Source organism: uncultured Limosilactobacillus sp. (genome assembly GCF_934202705.1).
Lineage (GTDB): Bacteria > Bacillota > Bacilli > Lactobacillales > Lactobacillaceae > Limosilactobacillus.
Genome location: NZ_CAKPYE010000012.1, coordinates 1 through 18,063, shown reverse-complemented (window position 1 = coordinate 18,063; position 18,063 = coordinate 1). Strand labels below are relative to the sequence as shown.

The window sequence follows — 18,063 nt, the reverse complement described above, 5'->3', positions numbered from 1 at the left end:
AGAAATGTTACAGGGAATTGGCATTGATCTCACAGAAATTGAACGCGTAAAAAAAGTGGTCGCAAACCAACCGCAATTTATTACCAAAGTCTTAACCAGCAATGAACGGCAGCAAATGACTCAGTTGCAAGGTCAACGGCAATGGGAGTATTTAAGTGGTCGCTGGTCACTGAAAGAATCGTTCGCGAAAGCCTATGGGACCGGCATTGGTCAGCAAGTGGGCTTCCAAGATATTGAAATTCTTGATAATGGCCAGGGTAAACCGGTGATCACTAAGTCACCTTTTCCAGGACAATCTTTGGCTTCAGTTAGCCATACTGGTAAACTAGTAGTAACACAGGTAGTTTTAGAAAAGGAGACGACAAATCATGAATAGCGCTCGTTTACGAAATACAGATGTGGTAGTCAACCTTGGTGCATTACGTCATAATATTCGTGCCCAAAAGGATGCATTACCAGCTGGCAGTCATATTTTCGGGGTCGTTAAGGCTGATGCGTATGGTAATGGAATGCCTCAAGTAGCACGCGTCCTTTCTGAAGAAGGGGTTGCAGGCTTTTGTGTGGCTTTACTAGATGAAGGGATCACACTGCGCGACCAAGGTTTACAGGAAACCGTTTTGGTCTTAGGGATTACCCCAGTTCAATATGCGCCATTAGCAGCTGAAAATAATATTTCGTTAACGGTCGGCTCAGTCGACTGGTTAAAACAGTATCAGCAGGTGGCGAAAACTAACCATGTCCAGCAGCCACTCAAGGTTCATTTAGGATTAGATACCGGAATGGGTCGAATTGGCTTCCAGGATGTAGCGCAATTTAAGCAAGCGATTGAACTGCTTAAAGCACCGGAATTCGACTTTGAAGGGATCTTTACGCACTTTGCAACAGCAGATAGCGCCGATCATGCTTACTTTGATCGACAACTCGCAAAGTGGAAAGAATTTTTAACGGTTGTTGATGAACGACCACGTTATGTTCATATGGCCAATTCAGCAACTGGGCTCTGGCACCAAAAAGACATCGAAAGTAACACAGTGCGGATGGGGATTTCACTATATGGGTGTAATCCATCTGGCCACGACTTAACGCCAACTTTCGATTTGCAACCAGTGACATCGTTAGTTACCCATGCCACATTTGTTAAAGAATTGCACCAGGGTGAGTCCGTTAGTTATGGTGCCACTTACACAGCCCAACAAGATGAATGGGTTGCAACCTTGCCTGTGGGTTATGCTGATGGTTACCGTCGAGGCTTAACTGGCTATCACGTTTTAATTGATGGACAAGTTTGTGACATTCTCGGGCGGATTTGTATGGACCAAATGATGGTCCGCCTCCCTCACGAAATGCCGGTGGGAACTGAAGCGGTGCTGTTAGGACGGTCTGGAAATCAAAAAATCACAGCAACTGATTTAGCTGATCAATTGGGAACAATTAATTATGAAGTTTTAACCGGTTTTGGTGACCGTCTCCATCGGCGGTATTTGGATTGCCAGTAAGAGGAGTGAACGTTTGTGAGGCCACAAATCGAGCGTGGAACGATTTACTATGCACGACTGTCACCAGTAGTGGGGTCAGAGCAGGGCGGTTTTCGTCCGGTAGTGATTATTCAAAATGATGTTGGCAATCGACATAGTCCAACGGTGATTGTGGCGCCAATTACTGCACAATTGCAGAAACACCAGCTACCAACGCATGTCCCAATTAAGCAGGTTGTGAAGGGGATTAAACGCGACTCGATGATCCTATTAGAGCAAATTCGAACGATTGATAAACAGCGGTTGGCTGATCAAATTGGTCAGCTGAACCATTCGATGATGAGTGCGGTGGATCACGCACTACGGATTAGTTTAGGGCTAAATTAATTATTAAATAACGGTCTCTAGTTTTCGCCATTGGTGACGACTAGGGGCCGCTTTTCAAGGAGGAAGGATTTTGGAACAGCATCAGCGACGAACAATTGTGACTGGGGCCCTCTTGTTGTCAAACATTATGGCCGGAATGGATGGAACGATTGTAAACACAGCGCTGCCAGCCATTACGAGTGATTTACACGGCTTACAATATATGGGCTGGATCATTGCAACTTTTTTGTTAGGAATGGCAGTGGCAACTCCCCTTTGGAGTAAGTTCGGTGAACATAAGGGGAATAAGCAAGCATACATCACAGCCACGACGTTATTTTTAATTGGCGCAGTTTTTCAAGGGCTCGCTCCAAATATTTTATGGTTCATCATTGCTCGGACATTCATGGGCATTGGGGCCGGTGGAATGAATACCATTCCCTTTATCGTCTTCGCAGAGTTATACGAAAATTTACACCAACGTGCACAAGTTCTGGGCATTGCTAGTGCTTGTTTTGGGACGGCATCAATCATTGGACCACTCTTAGGTGGTTGGATTGTTGACGCTTTGAGCTGGCATTGGGTGTTTTATGTGAATGTGCCGATTGCGTTGTTAGCGATCACAATCGTTGCCTTATTCTATAAAAATGTTTCTAAGCAGGCTGCTGGGAAGGCAGTTGACTACTTAGGAGCCACCTTACTGGTGATCAGCTTAGTAATGATTCTGGTGGCAGTGCAGCTGTTAGGAGCGGTTTCACCATGGATAATTACTGGCTTAATTGTTGGTGGGCTAGCATTGTTAATTTGGATGATGAGGGTAGACACAGTTGCTGAAGACCCAATTATCCCAAGCCGCTTATTTAAAAACCGTGAACTGGTAATTGACTTTCTATTATTTGTCATTATTTGGGGATCATTTATTGCTTTTATTACGTATATTCCTATGTGGGCGCAAGGAATTCTTGGATTGAGTGCCCTACTCGGTGGGATGACCCAAATTCCTGGAGCCGTGACGAACTTTATTGGTTCAGAACTAGTACCAGTTTTACAAGATCGGTGGGGGAAGTATTGGATTGTGACATGCGGGGCGACAGCAATTTTCATTGCTTACCTTGGAATTATGATTGGTGGACAGTCCTCACCATTCTGGTTGATTTTAGCGATGGGCGCGTTTGAAGGATTTGGCGTGGGATTAGTTTTCAACATCTTACAAATTAATGTCCAGACTGACGCTGAACTAAGAGATGTGCCAATTGCGACTTCACTGGGGTATTTACTCCGGATTTTAAGTCAAACTTTAATGTCCGCAGTCTATGGAGTAATTTTAAATCGTCAACTCTTCATCGGGGTCAAAGATCATCCTGGAATTAGTTTGCGGATGTTGAACCAATTATCAAATGCCAAAACAGCGGTGGATTTGCCACAGCATTTGCTACCGCTGATGAGGAGAATTCTTTACCAGGGCTATCGTGATATTATCTGGGCTGCTGTGGTACTGATTGTGGTTTCACTAATAATTGTGATTCCGTTGGGTTGGCAACATCATTTGAAAATTAAACAAACGGAAATGTGAAACCAGGACATTTGCTAATTTCAAATCTGGAAAACGCGGTATACAAATCGGGCTGTAGAACTCGGCAAAGCCAAACTCTACAGCCCGATTTATGCTCGCGGCGGTATGAAAACGAAGTCGTAAACCGCCTTTTAAAAATTATTTTGATGGAGATCTTCGACTTCAGTCACGGTAAAGCCCTTTTTCTGAAGGCGCTTAACAATTTTGTCAACTCTTTCCTGGTCAACTTCTTCAGGGAGGGTAAACAATACTTGTTTGCCGTCTTGACCATCTGGGTCTAGCGAAATGACGTTGACAATTCGACAGAAGCGGGTGATTTCCTTCGTAGTTTGTGCGAGTTCGCCACGTTCATCAGAGAGATGGACATTCAAAACGTACCGTCCATTATTAACGTTCCACGCTTCGGCCAGTAATTTTAAAAGGCTGTTATGGGTCAGAATCCCATAGAAATGATTATTGCTATCTAAAACAGTGATATAGGGAAGGTCGCGGATGGTAAAAAAGACTTTGTAAAAGTCAGCGTTAATTGAAATAAATTTCGTTGAATTTTTTAGTAACGCGGTCACTGGGAGGTTCATATCCCCGCCCCGTGATTTATGACGGTAAATGTGCATTTTGTAAATATTACCACGGAACATTTGTTTAGAAGGGTCTAAAACTGGTACGCATCGGTAACCAGAATCCTCCAAAACCTTGAGAGCTTCTGCAAGGGTTACGTTTTCGGTCAGCGTGGTTAGCTCCTTTTGTGGTTTGATGAGTGAATTAAAAATCATAATTAAAACTCCATTATTCGTTTGTATTTACCCTCATCATACCATAAAATTAAAAAATCATGAGAAAGCAAGTAGAAAATTTTGTATTTAGCCAACGTACGGTATAATAGAATTAGTCAAAGCTGGGCAAGGGGCAAGTTGCCCCAGCGCGGCCTTTTTGTAGTTTAAAGGAGATTTTAAAATGAAAATGATTGTTGGGCTTGGTAATGTGGGCACTCGTTATGACGAAACCCGCCATAACACAGGTTTTATGGTGGTCGAACAACTAGCACGCGATTATCATTTAGGATCATTTAAACATGCCAAGCAGATTGAGGCGGTCATCGCTTCAGGGGTGATTGATGGTGAAAAAGTGTTGTTAGTCAAGCCGACAACGTTCATGAATGATTCGGGACGGGCCGTCAAGCCTTTAATGAGCTATTACGATATCGATTTGCCAGACATGGTGGTGGTCAATGATGATTTAGATATGCCAGTTGGTAAAGTTCGGCTCAAGACCCATGGTAAATCAGGCGGTCATAATGGTTTGAAGAGTATTATTCATTACATTGGTACTGATCAGTTTAACCGGGTTAAGCTGGGAATTGATCATCCTGCTCACGGGACAGTGGTGAGTCACGTGTTGGGCAAGTTTAGCCAAGAAGAACGGCCGCATTTTGATGAAGCTGTAGTAACGGCGGAGCATGCTTTAGAAGATTGGATTCATGGCGAAAACTTTGCAGAATTAATGAATGATTATAACTAATTAATCGCAAAGGAGGAAGCAACTTGCAAATTGAAGAATTGGTTGAAAAGACGTCCCAATTCAAACAGATTCAAGCTGGTTTTCAGGCTGGCGGTCGACAGTTAGTAACGGGGTTGAGCGGTTCGGCAGAAACAACGTTGTTGGCAGCATTACAACAGCAAAGCGATCAACCGCTAGTGGTCGTCACAGATAGTCTATTTCATATGCAAGCACTCGCAACGGACTTGGAAAACCTCCTACCAGAAACAGCGGTCTATCAATTTCCGGTTGAAGAGTCACTAGCGATGGAGATCGCCACCAGTTCCCCCGATTTTCGTTTGCAACGGGTTCAAGCGTTAAATGCGCTGCTGCAAAAAAAGTCTGCAGTAATTGTGACTGCAACGGGGGGATTGCGACGCCCCTTAGTAGCACCCCAGATTTTTGCCCAAGCACGATTAATGGTGAAGGTTGGCGACGATTTAGATCCACAAGCAGCAGTTAGGCAGCTGACCAGGATGGGCTATCAACGGCAAAAAATGGTGATGGCACCAGGTGATTTCGCAATTCGCGGATCAATCATTGATATCTATGCACTCAATACTAGCAACCCAGTTCGGATTGACCTCTTTGATACGGAAGTTGATTCATTAAGATATTTCGAAGCTAACAGTCAGCGGAGTATCAAAAACATTCAATCAGTCACCGTGTTGCCGGCAACGGATTTAATAATTGATCCGCAACAACTGCCACAGGTCCAGGAATTATTAAAGAATGAGTATGCAAAATTACATGCCAAAGCAACTGATGAGCAGGATGCTCGCCAAATTGAAAACCACTTTCGACCGCTCTTAGCTAGTTTAGCAGCTGGTAGCTTGGAAAATGGTTTGCTGACGTATGCGGATCTTATTTATCCCAAACCAGCAAGTCTTTTTGATTACTTACCAGTAGATGGGCGCTTAATTATCGAGGATTTCTCCCGAATCAAAGAGGCCAATCAGAATTTAGCAACTGACGAACAACAGTGGTTGCAGGAACGGATTAGTTATCATCAACGCCAACAACAAGGAACTCTAGGAAATGACGCTAAACAATTGATCATCAATGCCCAGCAGTCTGGGATGTTTTTAGCTCGCTTTAAAAAAGGCATGGGTTCGCTGCGGTTTAAACAAATTACTGAATTGACCGCGCGGAGCATGCAACAATTCTTTGGTCAGATGGAATTATTAAAGACGGAGTTGGAACGATTTCGTGATCAAGGAGAAACGGTCATTATCATGACCAAAAGCGATGAGCGGCGGCGCAAAGTTGCCCAAACCCTTCAGGAGTTTCAGATTGATTCAGTTGAAACAGCCGTGAATGATTTACAACTGCATAAGATTCAATTAGTGGCTGCTAATTTAAATCATGGCTTTGACATGCCGGCCGCTCAATTGGTAGTCATTACCGAAGCAGAAATGTTTCAGCAGGTGAAAAAACGGCGACCACGAGCGCAAAAACTGGCCAACGCGGAACGGATAAAAAATTATACGGACCTGAAACCTGGCGATTATGTTGTCCACGTCAACCACGGAATTGGTATTTTTGCGGGAATTAAAACAATGACGGTTGATGGGGTTCACCAGGATTACATCGTGATTGATTACCGTGACCATGCCCAAATTTTTGTCCCGGTCACCCAACTCAATTTAGTGCAAAAGTACGTTTCGTCAGAGTCCTCCAAGCCACGGATTAACAAATTGGGTGGCAATGAATGGGCCAAAACTAAACGTCAGGTAGCACAAAAGATCGAGAATATTGCGGGTGACCTGGTGGATCTTTATGCACAGCGTAAGACAGCCAAAGGCTTTGCCTATCCAAAAGATGACTATCTGCAAGAAAAGTTTGATCGCGAATTTCCGTATTCGGAAACGAAAGATCAATTACGCAGTATTAACGAAGTCAAAGCAGACATGGAACAGCCAAAGCCAATGGATCGGTTATTGGTCGGTGACGTTGGCTACGGCAAAACAGAGGTGGCCTTACGAGCGATCTTTAAAGCAGTCACAGGCGGCAAACAGGTCGCCTTTCTGGTGCCCACCACGATTCTTGCTCAGCAGCACTACGACACCATGCGTGAACGGTTTGAAGGCTTCCCGGTTAAGATTGAAATGATGTCGCGGTTCCGTACTCCCAAACAAATGAAAACGATTGAAAAGGGGTTAGCTGATGGCTCAATTGATGTTGTCGTCGGGACCCACCGGCTCCTGTCTAAAGATGTTCATTTTAAAGATTTGGGGTTATTAATCGTTGATGAAGAACAACGCTTTGGAGTGAAACACAAGGAAAAACTCAAGCAGTTGAAAGCGAACGTTGACGTTTTAACGTTGACAGCAACACCAATTCCACGAACGCTTCATATGTCAATGCTGGGGGTTCGAGACTTGTCAGTGCTCGAAACACCACCAGTTGGTCGGTTTCCAATTCAAACTTATGTCCTCGAACAAAATTGGTCGGCAATTCGGGATGGAATCCTGCGGGAAATGAAGCGGGGCGGACAAGTTTATTACCTGCATAATCGGGTAAATGACATTGAACGCGTCGTTCATGAAATTGAAACGCTTGTGCCAGAAGCACGGGTAGCAGACATTCATGGTCAGATGACGGAAGCCCAATTGGAAGGGGTCTTATATGATTTTATTCGCGGTGAGTATGATGTCCTAGTGACAACTTCCATTATTGAAACTGGGGTGGATATTCCAAACGTGAATACGTTGTTTGTTGAAAATGCTGATCGGATGGGATTGGCCCAGTTATATCAAATTCGTGGACGGATCGGTCGCAGTAATCGGGTCGCTTACGCTTACTTTATGTATCAACCGAATAAGGTGTTGACAGAGCCGGGTGAGAAACGGCTCGCTGCGATTCGGGATTTTACTGAACTGGGAAGCGGTTTTAAGATTGCAATGCGTGACCTCGCAATTCGTGGCGCTGGTAATCTCCTTGGTAAGCAGCAACATGGGTTCATCGATTCTGTTGGTTATGACCTGTATTCAGATATGTTGGCGGATGCTGTGGCGAAAAAGCAGGGTCACCAGCGACCGACAACGACTAATGCGGAAATTGATGTGGCAGTCGAAGCGTACTTACCAAACGATTATGTAGAAGATCAGCGACAAAAGATTGAACTGTATAAACAAATTCGCAAAGCCCAAAGTAAAGATGAATTGCTGGACCTACAAGGGGACTTAATTGATCGGTTTGGTGAATATGGTCCGGCAGTAGCTAATTTACTGTTGATTGGTGAATTGAAAATGGACGCAGACCAGGCAATGTTGAGCAGAATTAAGCAAAAATGTGACAATATTAATTTGCAATTTACTAAACAGGCTAGTCGATACATCAAGGCTGCAGATGTGATGCAAGCAGTGGCTCAGACGCGCTTTAAATCTACGATGGGAACAGCGGATGATGGTTCATTAACGGTGCGACTGATTATTCAACCAAAAATGACCCAACAAGATTGGCTTCACCAGTTACTAAAAATTGTCGAATTGCTGGCGACGACTGCTCAGAGTCAGCAAACGGATCAAGAAGAGAAATGAGGAAATTTACATGCGTTTAGATCGATTTTTAAAAGTTTCACGAATAATTAAGCGGCGGACAATTGCCAAAAAAATTGCCGATCAAGGACGAATTATGGTGAACGATAAGGTTGCTAAGTCATCAAGTGACGTTCGGGAAGGTGACATTTTAACAATTAAGTTTGGCAATAAAACTGAGCAGGTTAAGGTTAATCGGATCTTAGAAACCACGAAAAAGTCGGAAGCCGAAGATATGTACGAAATATTAGATGTTAGTTATGCTGAAAATTTTGACGAACCAATTTAATGACTGCAGGCACTTAGATAAGATAAATTATTATGACGAACGCTAGAAATTCAGAGAATTTTCTGCTAGGATTATTAGTAAAGTTGTAAAAATTTTGTTGGATTGATCAGTACACTTTGTTACTGATAAGTAAAGTGGAGATTATGGAATGAAAAATGGGTTAAAAAATAACATTACAAAATTAAATACCCCCTTTTCCCGCCAGCGTGAGTTAGAACAGAGTAGCGAAAAATCGTATCGCTACCGTGTTCACATGCGACGAGCGAAAGTTATTTTGGGCGTTTTTATTGTATTCTTCCTAATCTTAGCAATTCAAATTATTGGCACAAAGCGTGAGTTGGGAAAGGTTAACCAACAAACTGCAAAAGCCAATGTGACGTTAACGAATCGCAAAGCCACCAACAAGAAGTTAAAAAAACAAGTCAAGAAATTACATAATCCGAGTTATCTGCAGGAATTAGTTCGTGAAAAGTATAATTACGCGAAAGACGGCGAAACAATTTATAACTTTGTTAAGTAGCAATTAGTGACGGGGCTGAGGATCATCAGCCCTGTTTGTTTTTAGGACTATTAATTTGATCCCAGAATATGCTATACTCGGGGAGATTAAAATTTTATTAGAAGTAGGAGGATTGCTAGTTCATGGCAATTGAAGAAGGAGCAAAGGTGACTGGGAAAGTCTCAGGCATTACGAATTTTGGGGCATTTATAGATTTGGCTGATCACCAAACCGGATTGGTTCACATCAGTCAAATTTCAAATCATTATGTGAAGGATATTCATGATGTCTTATCAATCGGTGATGAAGTCACGGTTAAAGTAATGAAAGTGGCTGACGATGGTAAGATTGCTTTGTCCATTAAAGCAGCAGCGGATCAAGATAGTTCGCGTCACCATGAACCTCATGGCAGTCATGAACCAAATCATGCTCATAAATACCATGCATCAAATGATCACCACTCAGAACGATCAGAAAATGTTGAGAAAAAGCATTACCATTCGCAAGGTGGCTTTGGTGGTCATCATGAAAAGAGTCATTTTGATGACATGCTAGCAAGTTACATGAAAGAAAGCGAATCACGATTATCCACATTAAAGCGACAAACGGATGGCAAACGTGGTGGTCGTGGAGGACGGCGAAGCTGATGGCAGAACGGCTTCAACTAACGGTAAAGCGGTGCCTGACACGGTACCGTTTTTTTTCGTTGAATCACCCACTGATAGTTGCCGTTTCAACTGGGGTTGATTCCATGGCTTTACTACATGTGCTCAAAACGTTGGTTCCAACAAAGCAGATCGTAGTCGCACATGTTAATCATCATTTGCGGCAGCAAAGTCAACGGGAAGAACAATTTTTACGCCAAGTCTGTCGGCAATGGGGAATCAAATTGGTTGTTGATCAGTGGAGACATCATCCTGATCATGGAATTGAGGCAGCAGCGCGCCAGGAACGCTATCAATTCTTTGCTCGGGTGATGAACCAGGAACGTGCACCATATTTGCTCACTGCCCACCATGAGAACGATCTTGCTGAAACGATGTTGATGAAATTGATTCGAACGGGGGATGTTGCGGAGGTAGTTGGCCTTCAGGAATCACGACCATTTGCAGATGGAAAGTTAATTCGTCCTTTGCTAGGAACACCCAAGACGTCATTAATTCAATATGCCAAACGGCATCACATTCGGTGGTATGAAGATGAGACTAATCATCAAGATCTGACATTTCGTAATCGGATTCGTAATCACTATTTGCCGGAATTAGAACGAGAAAACCCACGAGTAGTTGAACACCTACGACAATTTCATAACCAATTAAGCGAATTATTGGTACTGAAGAATGAACTTATCACCCAACTGCTCCCAAAAATGATTCAGGATGGACAACTTAATTTAATCGAGTACCAAAAGCATAGCCGGGTAACCCGTCAGTGGCTACTACGGAGTTGGCTAAATTCACAACAAATCTTTGACCTTCCTCAACAGCAGTTACAACAAATTGATCACTTCTTGTGTAATCCCCAACGACCATCATCTTTAATTGCGGTTGGTGAGGGCCGTCAGTTAATTAAGGACTATCAGCAAGCCAAGCTAAAAATGGTGGATAATTTATCAATGAAAGCCCGAAAAAATGGTGGTTTTATGGTAAAATTTGACCGTTGGTACAGCGAACCATATGGTCAGCAATGGGGAATTTTTGCGCATCCACAAAGCCAAACTGTGGCTGAATTATGGTTAATGAAGAATCAGCTACCTTTGCAGGTTCGTCCATGGCAGCCGGCCGACCGGATTCGCTTGAAATCGGGAAATCATCAGGCCGTACGAAGGATTTTAATTGACCAAAAAGTCCCCCTTAATCAACGGCAGCAACGGTTAGTGGTGGTTGATCAGCAGGGACAAGTTCTGTGGTTGATCGGTCAAAAAACGGCCTGGCTTGATCGAGCACCGGTTCGTGAGCAACAATATGAAAAAAAGTATTTTTGTCAAAAGTAGATACGGGAGAGAATGATGAACAACGATATTGAACGGGTTATTTATGATCAACAGGAAATTGATCAACGGGTCCAAGAACTGGCGGAACAATTAAATCATGACTATGCGGGTAAAAAAGATGTAGTGGTTGTGGCAGTTTTAACGGGAGCCATCGTGTTTGCGATGGACTTATACAAGCGCCTCGATTTGTATGCACACATTGATTTCGTTGATGTTTCCAGTTATCAAGGTGGAACATCATCAACCGGATCCGTGAAATTGTTGCATGATTTAAAAAATGATATTCGAGGAAAAGACGTCATTATTTGTGAAGATATTGTCGATACTGGGCGGACGTTGAAATTTTTGATCGACCTGTTAAAAGGGCGTGGGGCCAATAGCATTAAGATTTGTTCAATTTTTGATAAACCAGAAGGTCGAGTCGTCAACGTGCGGGCTGATTACGTTGGTTTTGACGTTCCAAATGAATTTCTGGTGGGCTATGGACTTGATTATCAAGGCCTTTATCGTAATCTTCCATATATCGGTGTTTTAAAGCCGACAGTTTACCAAAAAAAACATGACTAAATTATTGGTCAGTGATAGTCAAATATGCTATTATAAATGCACTGTAATCAAACAGCACCAACACTGCTAGAAATAGGAGGTTGTTATGAACAACAATCGTAAAAATAACGGATTTACTCATAACGTGCTCTTCTATGCAGTTATTTTTCTATGTATTATGGGGATTGTTTACTTCTTCTTTGGCGGTAATAATAATTCAGGTCAAAGTAAGAATGTTTCTCAAACCCAATTTGTAACTGCATTGCGGAAGGATCGGGTTAAGAGTTTCCAAGTGCAACCAAATGGTGGTGTTTACAAAGTTACGGGGACTTACCGAAAGCCACAAAAAGTGTCAAGTGACAACCAAACTGGTTTTTCCTTAATGAACCAACACTCTAGTACCACTACGAGTTTCCAAAGCTCGATTTTGCAAAGTGACGTGACGGTTAACCAATTACAGAAGTATGCGGATAAAAACAACGTCAGAATCACGACACATCCCGAAGAATCCAACAGCATTTGGGTGAACCTGTTAGTAACTGCCTTACCAATTGTAATTATGATCCTCTTCTTCTACATGATGATGGGTCAGGCTGGTCAAGGTGGCGGTCGTGGCGTGATGAACTTTGGCAAGACCAAAGCTAAGCCATCTAATTCTAAGGATAATAAGGTCCGCTTCTCCGACGTTGCCGGTGAAGAAGAAGAAAAACAGGAACTGGTTGAAGTTGTTGAATTTCTAAAAGATCCGAAGAAATTTATGAAATTAGGTGCTAAGATCCCATCTGGAGTCTTGCTGGAGGGGCCTCCGGGTACTGGTAAGACCTTACTGGCCAAAGCCGTCGCTGGTGAAGCGGGAGTACCATTCTACTCGATTTCTGGTTCAGACTTTGTCGAAATGTTCGTTGGGGTCGGTGCCAGTCGTGTGCGGGATCTTTTTGATCAAGCTAAGAAGAATGCGCCATCGATCATTTTCATTGATGAAATTGATGCGGTTGGTCGACGCCGTGGTAACGGTATGGGCGGTGGCCATGATGAACGTGAACAAACTCTAAACCAGTTACTGGTTGAAATGGATGGATTCCAAGGGGATGAAGGAGTCATTGTGATGGCTGCCACTAACCGTTCTGATGTGCTGGATCCAGCGTTGCTACGGCCAGGACGGTTTGATCGAAAGATCCTCGTTGGTCGTCCTGATGTTAAGGGTCGTGAAGCAATTTTACGTGTTCACGCGAAGAACAAGCCATTGGCATCAGACGTTGACTTGAAGGAGATTGCTAAGCAGACGCCAGGATTTGTTGGTGCTGATTTAGCTAACTTGCTGAACGAAGCTGCGTTATTGGCTGCCCGGCGAAATAAGACCGCAATTGATGCTTCAGATGTTGATGAAGCTGAAGATCGAGTTATTGCTGGTCCTGCTAAACGGGATCGGGTCGTTTCACCGCAAGAGCGGAAGACTGTGGCTTACCATGAAGCAGGGCACACGATCGTCGGACTGGTGTTGAATGATGCTCGAGTTGTCCACAAGGTCACAATTGTGCCGCGTGGTCGTGCCGGTGGTTATGCAATCATGCTTCCTAAAGAAGATCAGATGTTAATGAGCAAGAAGAATGCTGAAGAACAAATTGCTGGATTAATGGGTGGTCGTGCAGCCGAAGAATTAATTTTTAATTCCCAATCATCTGGGGCTTCCAACGACTTTGAGCAGGCAACGCAAATTGCTCGTTCGATGGTTACCCAGTACGGAATGAGTGATAAGATCGGTCCGGTGGAGCTCCAAAGTTCAGGTCAAGTCTTTACTGGTCAAGGATACGATCAATCACCGTACTCTGAGAAGACAGCTGCGTTAGTCGATGAAGAAGTTCGGCGGATCTTAACAGAAGGTCACCAACGGGCGTTACATATTATTGAAACGCATCGTGACCAGCATAAGTTGATTGCGGAAGCATTATTGAAGTATGAAACGCTTGATGAGAAGCAAATTCTTAGTCTTTATAAAGACGGTAAGATGCCAGAGAAGGATGTTGAAGCTGCTGCGGATGAACAACGGGCGGCAACCTTTGAAGAATCCAAACGTGAGTTAGAGCGACGAGAAAATGCTAAAACTGAACAGGATTCAGCAACATCTGATGATAGCCAAGACGAAGAACAATTAGACAATCATGACCAACCAAAGATTGATCATGATGATGATCATCACTCAACTGATGGTGAATAAATAATTAAGGAATTGTGTTGATTAAGGAACACAATTCCTTTTTTAATAATAATTTGATGATAGAATAAGTGCAGAGATTTTAAATGGAGGAGTTAAGATGACGGAAGACTATTTAGTAAAGGCCGTAGCAGAAAATGGAATGTTTCGCGCTTATGCGGTGAACGCGACGAACCTAGTTGCTGACGCCCAACGAATTCATAAGACGTGGAGTGCAGCCTCAGCGGCGCTGGGCCGAACGTTGATTGGAACATTATTGTTATCAACGTCCGGTTTACAAGGTGACGCAGGGCTCACTGTCAAAATTCAAGGGAATGGACCAGTCGGTTTTATTGTGGCCGATGGTACAGCTGATGGGACGGTCAAAGGTTATGTTCACAATCCACATGTTAACCTTCCGCTGAACAGTCAGGGGAAAATTGATGTTGCTGGTGCGGTCGGCCATCAGGGAACGTTGGCGGTCACCAAGATGAATCCGGGTGATAAAACTCCATACACTGGTGAGGTCAACCTTGTTTCCGGGGAATTGGGTGATGATTTTACCTATTACCTTGCTCAATCAGAACAGATTCCATCTGCCGTTGGCCTATCGGTATTTGTAGAAAAAGACGATTCAATTGGTGTCGCTGGTGGTTTTATGGTGCAGGTCTTGCCGGGAGCCAAGGATGAACAAATTACTGATTTGGAAAAATCTATTCAAAGCTTGCCGCTTGTTTCAGAAATGCTGCGGAATGGTAATACGCCAGAGGATATTCTAAAACGGATTTTTGCTGGTAAGGACCTCAAATTGTTGGATAAAATGCCGGTGAAGTATGAATGCAACTGTAACAAAGAACGTTTTGCGAAAGCATTGGCGAGCGTTAACCAAGATGATTTAAAAGCGATGATTGATCAAGATCATGGAGCACAAGCAGTTTGCCAGTTTTGTGGGAAGCATTACGAGTTCTCAGAAGATGAATTGCGGGCAATGTTGAATGATCACGAATAGCTTGCGTTGCTGTGATACAATAGTGATTGTGATTTTGAAAATGGAGGAGGAAAGCTCATGGAATGGCACATTGGGGACGTAACAATTCCCAATCAAGTGGTCGTTGCGCCAATGGCAGGGGTAACGAATAAGGCTTTTCGGGTGATATGTAAGAAATTTGGTGCAGGTTACGTGGTTTGTGAAATGATCTCCGATCGGGGGATCATGTACCATAATAAAAAAACGCTTTCGATGACCACTGTGGATCCGCATGAACATCCAATGGGGATTCAAATTTTTGGCGGAACCAAGGAGACCTTAGTGGAAGGCGCCAAGTTTATTGACCAACACACGGATGCTGACGTGATTGATATCAATATGGGGTGCCCGGTTAATAAGGTTGTGAATACTGATGCCGGGGCGCGCTGGCTTTTAGATCCCAATAAAGTTTATGAAATGGTTTCCTATGTTGTGGACGCTGTGAAAAAACCAGTGACTGTAAAAATGCGAACTGGTTGGGATGATAAACATATTTTAGCGGTGGAAAATGCCTTAGCGGCAGAACGTGCCGGGGCAGCTGCAATTGCTATGCATGGTCGAACGAGAAAACAAATGTATACAGGACATGCTAATTGGGATATTCTAAAAGAAGTGGCTTCACAATTAACCATTCCATTTATGGGTAATGGTGATGTCCGCACCCCTGAAGATGCCAAACGAATGTTAGATGAAGTTGGTGCGGATGCGGTCATGATTGGACGTGCAGCAATGGGAAATCCGTGGATGCTGACGCGAACAGAACACTACTTAGCAACTGGAGAGCTGCTGCCTGAAGCGACCCCAGAACAAAAGATTAAGACTGCCAAAGAACATTTGGCGGCACTTTGTGATCTAAAGGGTGAATATGTTGGTATTCGGGAGTTTCGCGGTCAAGCTGCGTATTACCTGAAAGGAATTCCCCGTTCTGCGCGCACAAAAGTGGCATTGATGTCTGCAACGAAACAGAGCGAAGCTGATGAAATCTTTGATCGGTTTTTGGATCAATATAAAGAACGATTAGCCAAGAAAAATATTGAACAGTAAGAGGAGGATTTTTGATGGCAAAAGAAGAAAAGATGAATGATCAGATGGTGGTACGGCGTCAAAAGATGGATGCCTTGCGTGAACAAGGGATCGACCCGTTTGGGCACCGCTTTGCGCCTGACCATGATATTTCAACTGATATTCGTGCAAAGTATGGTAACGAAAGTGAAGAATTACTTGCCCAACAACAAAATGAGGTGACCATTGCTGGTCGGATGATTGCTAAGCGGGGGAGCGGTAAAGCTAGTTTTGCGGACCTGCTAGACCGCGGTGGCAAGATTCAATTCTACGTTCGCCAAGATGTTGTCGGTGAAGATACGTACAAAATCTTTAAGGACTCTGATATTGGGGATTTCTGGGGAATTACTGGTGATGTGATTAAGACGCGGATGGGTGAATTAACCATTCGGGCACGGAAGATGACCTTCCTCACGAAAGCGCTCCGTCCGCTTCCTGATAAGTATCATGGATTACAAGATCCAGAATTAGTTTATCGTCAACGGTACTTAGACTTAATTACCAACCGTGATAGTTTTGAACGCTTCCAGACACGGACAAAGATTATTAAGGCAATCCGAAATTATATGGATAGTAATGACTTTACGGAAGTGGAAACGCCAATTTTGGAAAATGTTGCTTCTGGTGCAGAAGCGCGCCCATTTATTACGCACCATAATGCGCTGGATATTGATATGTACATGCGGATTGCGACAGAATTACGGCTGAAGCGGTTAATCGTTGGTGGTATGGAACGGGTTTATGAATTAGGCCGAATCTTTAGAAATGAAGGGATGGACCCTCACCATAATCCTGAATTTGACACAATGGAAACATACGCAGCTTACTTTGATTTCAATGATGTCATGAAGGAAACTGAAGGGATTTTTAAAGCTGCTGCTAAGGTTGTTAGTGATGATCTCAAGGTTAATTATCAAGGGACCGAGTTGGACTTTGGCAAACCATTTGAACGAATGCATATGGTTGATGCCATTAAGAAGTTCACTGGTGTTGATTTCTGGCCAGAAATGACAGTTGAAGAAGCCCGCCAATTAGCGGATGAACATGGGGTCCAATATGAAGATTGGTGGAAGGTTGGTCATATCATTAACGCCTTCTTTGAAGAAAAGGTCCAAGACCAGCTAGAACAACCAATTTTCATTTATGGTCATCCAAAGGAAATTTCACCACTCGCTCATATGAATCGGGAAGATCCGCGGTTTACTGACCGGTTTGAACTTTACATTCTTGGTAATGAATATGCGAATGCCTTTACCGAATTGAATGATCCAATTGATCAACGACAACGTTTTGAAGCGGAAGCTAAAGAACACGCTGAAGGTAATGATGAATATCAACCAATCGATGAGGACTTTGTAGAAGCGTTGGAATACGGAATGCCACCAACAGGTGGACTTGGGGTTGGCATTGACCGACTGGTGATGTTAATGACAGATGCCAAATCCATTCGTGATATATTGTTGTTCCCTACAATGCGGCCAAAGAAAAATAGCTAAAATTTGCTAGAGAAAAATCATTTTGATTTTTCTCTATTTTTTTATTGTTAATTTTTAAAATGCTAAAGGAGAACTTTAACGGAATCAGAAAGAGATATTAGCTTAATCTATGAATGAAATATCATTAATACCAACTTTTGTTCGTGATTGTCAAGATCGAAAAAGTTTACGTTAAAAAAGGTTGTTGACTTTTGGCAATTGATTCTTTATAGTATATAAACGTTGTTACGGCAGATGGTCGTTTCAATAAAAAAGTAAATTATTTTATTGTTGACGTTAAGTTAACGATATGATATATTTTAAAAGTTGTCAGTTTTAGTTTTCTTCTTCAAAAAAGATGTTGACAAATGATTGGTAACGTTGTAATATAATAAATGCTTTCTGAGTTATCAAAAAGCATGGTAGACCTTTGAAAACTGAATAAAGTTTCGACGAATCAAATGTGTAGGGTCTTTGATCGGAAGGTCAAAG

At 43.0% G+C, this 18,063-nt stretch carries 16 protein-coding genes; 15 read left to right on the top strand and 1 reads right to left on the bottom strand.

Translation table 11 applies throughout. The features are described 5' to 3' along the window. The first annotated feature begins 4 nt into the window (after positions 1-4). From acpS to Q0C76_RS07920, 4 genes are all read left to right on the top strand, one after another. Positions 5-376, top strand: a complete 372-nt coding sequence (acpS, locus tag Q0C76_RS07935) for a holo-ACP synthase (RefSeq protein WP_295731732.1) — start codon at positions 5-7, stop codon at positions 374-376. Next, positions 369-1,496 carry an alanine racemase gene (gene alr / locus Q0C76_RS07930; RefSeq protein WP_295731730.1) on the top strand — a complete coding sequence of 376 codons (1,128 nt, stop codon included), beginning with the start codon at positions 369-371 and terminating at the stop codon, positions 1,494-1,496. Before acpS ends, alr begins: the two co-directional genes overlap by 8 nt. Before the next feature lie 15 nt (positions 1,497-1,511). Beyond that, positions 1,512-1,862: a type II toxin-antitoxin system PemK/MazF family toxin gene (locus Q0C76_RS07925; RefSeq protein WP_295731728.1), complete on the top strand. Its 351-nt coding sequence runs from the start codon at positions 1,512-1,514 to the stop codon at positions 1,860-1,862. Positions 1,863-1,932: 70 nt separating this feature from the next. Next, on the top strand, positions 1,933-3,414 hold the full coding sequence (locus Q0C76_RS07920; protein WP_295731726.1) for an MFS transporter: 1,482 nt from the start codon (positions 1,933-1,935) through the stop codon (positions 3,412-3,414). 131 nt (positions 3,415-3,545) lie between these two features. On the opposite strand, the gene cbpA is transcribed toward Q0C76_RS07920, so the two are convergent. Beyond that, the gene (cbpA, locus tag Q0C76_RS07915) at positions 3,546-4,187 is read right to left on the bottom strand and encodes a cyclic di-AMP binding protein CbpA (RefSeq protein ID WP_295731724.1); all 642 of its coding nucleotides are present in this window, start codon (positions 4,185-4,187) and stop codon (positions 3,546-3,548) included. 181 nt (positions 4,188-4,368) lie between these two features. On the opposite strand from cbpA, the gene pth reads away from it, so the two are divergent. From pth to lysS, 11 genes are all read left to right on the top strand, one after another. Further along, entirely contained in the window at positions 4,369-4,932 is a 564-nt protein-coding gene (gene pth, locus Q0C76_RS07910; RefSeq protein ID WP_295731722.1) for an aminoacyl-tRNA hydrolase, read from the top strand. A gap of 23 nt (positions 4,933-4,955) precedes the next feature. Then, on the top strand, positions 4,956-8,492 hold the full coding sequence (gene mfd, locus Q0C76_RS07905; protein ID WP_295731720.1) for a transcription-repair coupling factor: 3,537 nt from the start codon (positions 4,956-4,958) through the stop codon (positions 8,490-8,492). Between the two features lie 10 nt (positions 8,493-8,502). Beyond that, the gene (locus tag Q0C76_RS07900; protein ID WP_295731718.1) at positions 8,503-8,778 is read left to right on the top strand and encodes an RNA-binding S4 domain-containing protein; all 276 of its coding nucleotides are present in this window, start codon (positions 8,503-8,505) and stop codon (positions 8,776-8,778) included. Positions 8,779-8,926: 148 nt separating this feature from the next. Next, on the top strand, positions 8,927-9,298 hold the full coding sequence (locus Q0C76_RS07895) for a septum formation initiator family protein (RefSeq protein ID WP_295731716.1): 372 nt from the start codon (positions 8,927-8,929) through the stop codon (positions 9,296-9,298). A gap of 122 nt (positions 9,299-9,420) precedes the next feature. Next, entirely contained in the window at positions 9,421-9,924 is a 504-nt protein-coding gene (locus Q0C76_RS07890; protein WP_295731714.1) for a S1 domain-containing RNA-binding protein, read from the top strand. Next, the gene (gene tilS, locus Q0C76_RS07885) at positions 9,924-11,270 is read left to right on the top strand and encodes a tRNA lysidine(34) synthetase TilS (protein WP_295731712.1); all 1,347 of its coding nucleotides are present in this window, start codon (positions 9,924-9,926) and stop codon (positions 11,268-11,270) included. The genes Q0C76_RS07890 and tilS overlap by 1 nt, the downstream gene beginning before the upstream one ends. Before the next feature lie 15 nt (positions 11,271-11,285). Continuing rightward, positions 11,286-11,837 carry a hypoxanthine phosphoribosyltransferase gene (gene hpt / locus Q0C76_RS07880; RefSeq protein WP_295731710.1) on the top strand — a complete coding sequence of 184 codons (552 nt, stop codon included), beginning with the start codon at positions 11,286-11,288 and terminating at the stop codon, positions 11,835-11,837. Positions 11,838-11,922: 85 nt separating this feature from the next. After that, positions 11,923-14,031, top strand: coding sequence for an ATP-dependent zinc metalloprotease FtsH (gene ftsH, locus Q0C76_RS07875; RefSeq protein ID WP_295731708.1), 2,109 nt, complete (start codon positions 11,923-11,925; stop codon positions 14,029-14,031). A gap of 97 nt (positions 14,032-14,128) precedes the next feature. Continuing rightward, positions 14,129-15,016 carry an Hsp33 family molecular chaperone HslO gene (gene hslO / locus Q0C76_RS07870; RefSeq protein ID WP_295731706.1) on the top strand — a complete coding sequence of 296 codons (888 nt, stop codon included), beginning with the start codon at positions 14,129-14,131 and terminating at the stop codon, positions 15,014-15,016. 57 nt (positions 15,017-15,073) lie between these two features. Beyond that, positions 15,074-16,078 carry a tRNA dihydrouridine synthase DusB gene (gene dusB / locus Q0C76_RS07865; protein ID WP_295731704.1) on the top strand — a complete coding sequence of 335 codons (1,005 nt, stop codon included), beginning with the start codon at positions 15,074-15,076 and terminating at the stop codon, positions 16,076-16,078. 14 nt (positions 16,079-16,092) lie between these two features. Continuing rightward, complete coding sequence (gene lysS / locus Q0C76_RS07860; RefSeq protein WP_295731702.1) at positions 16,093-17,592, top strand: lysine--tRNA ligase; 1,500 nt, start codon at positions 16,093-16,095, stop codon at positions 17,590-17,592. Positions 17,593-18,063 lie beyond the last annotated feature (471 nt).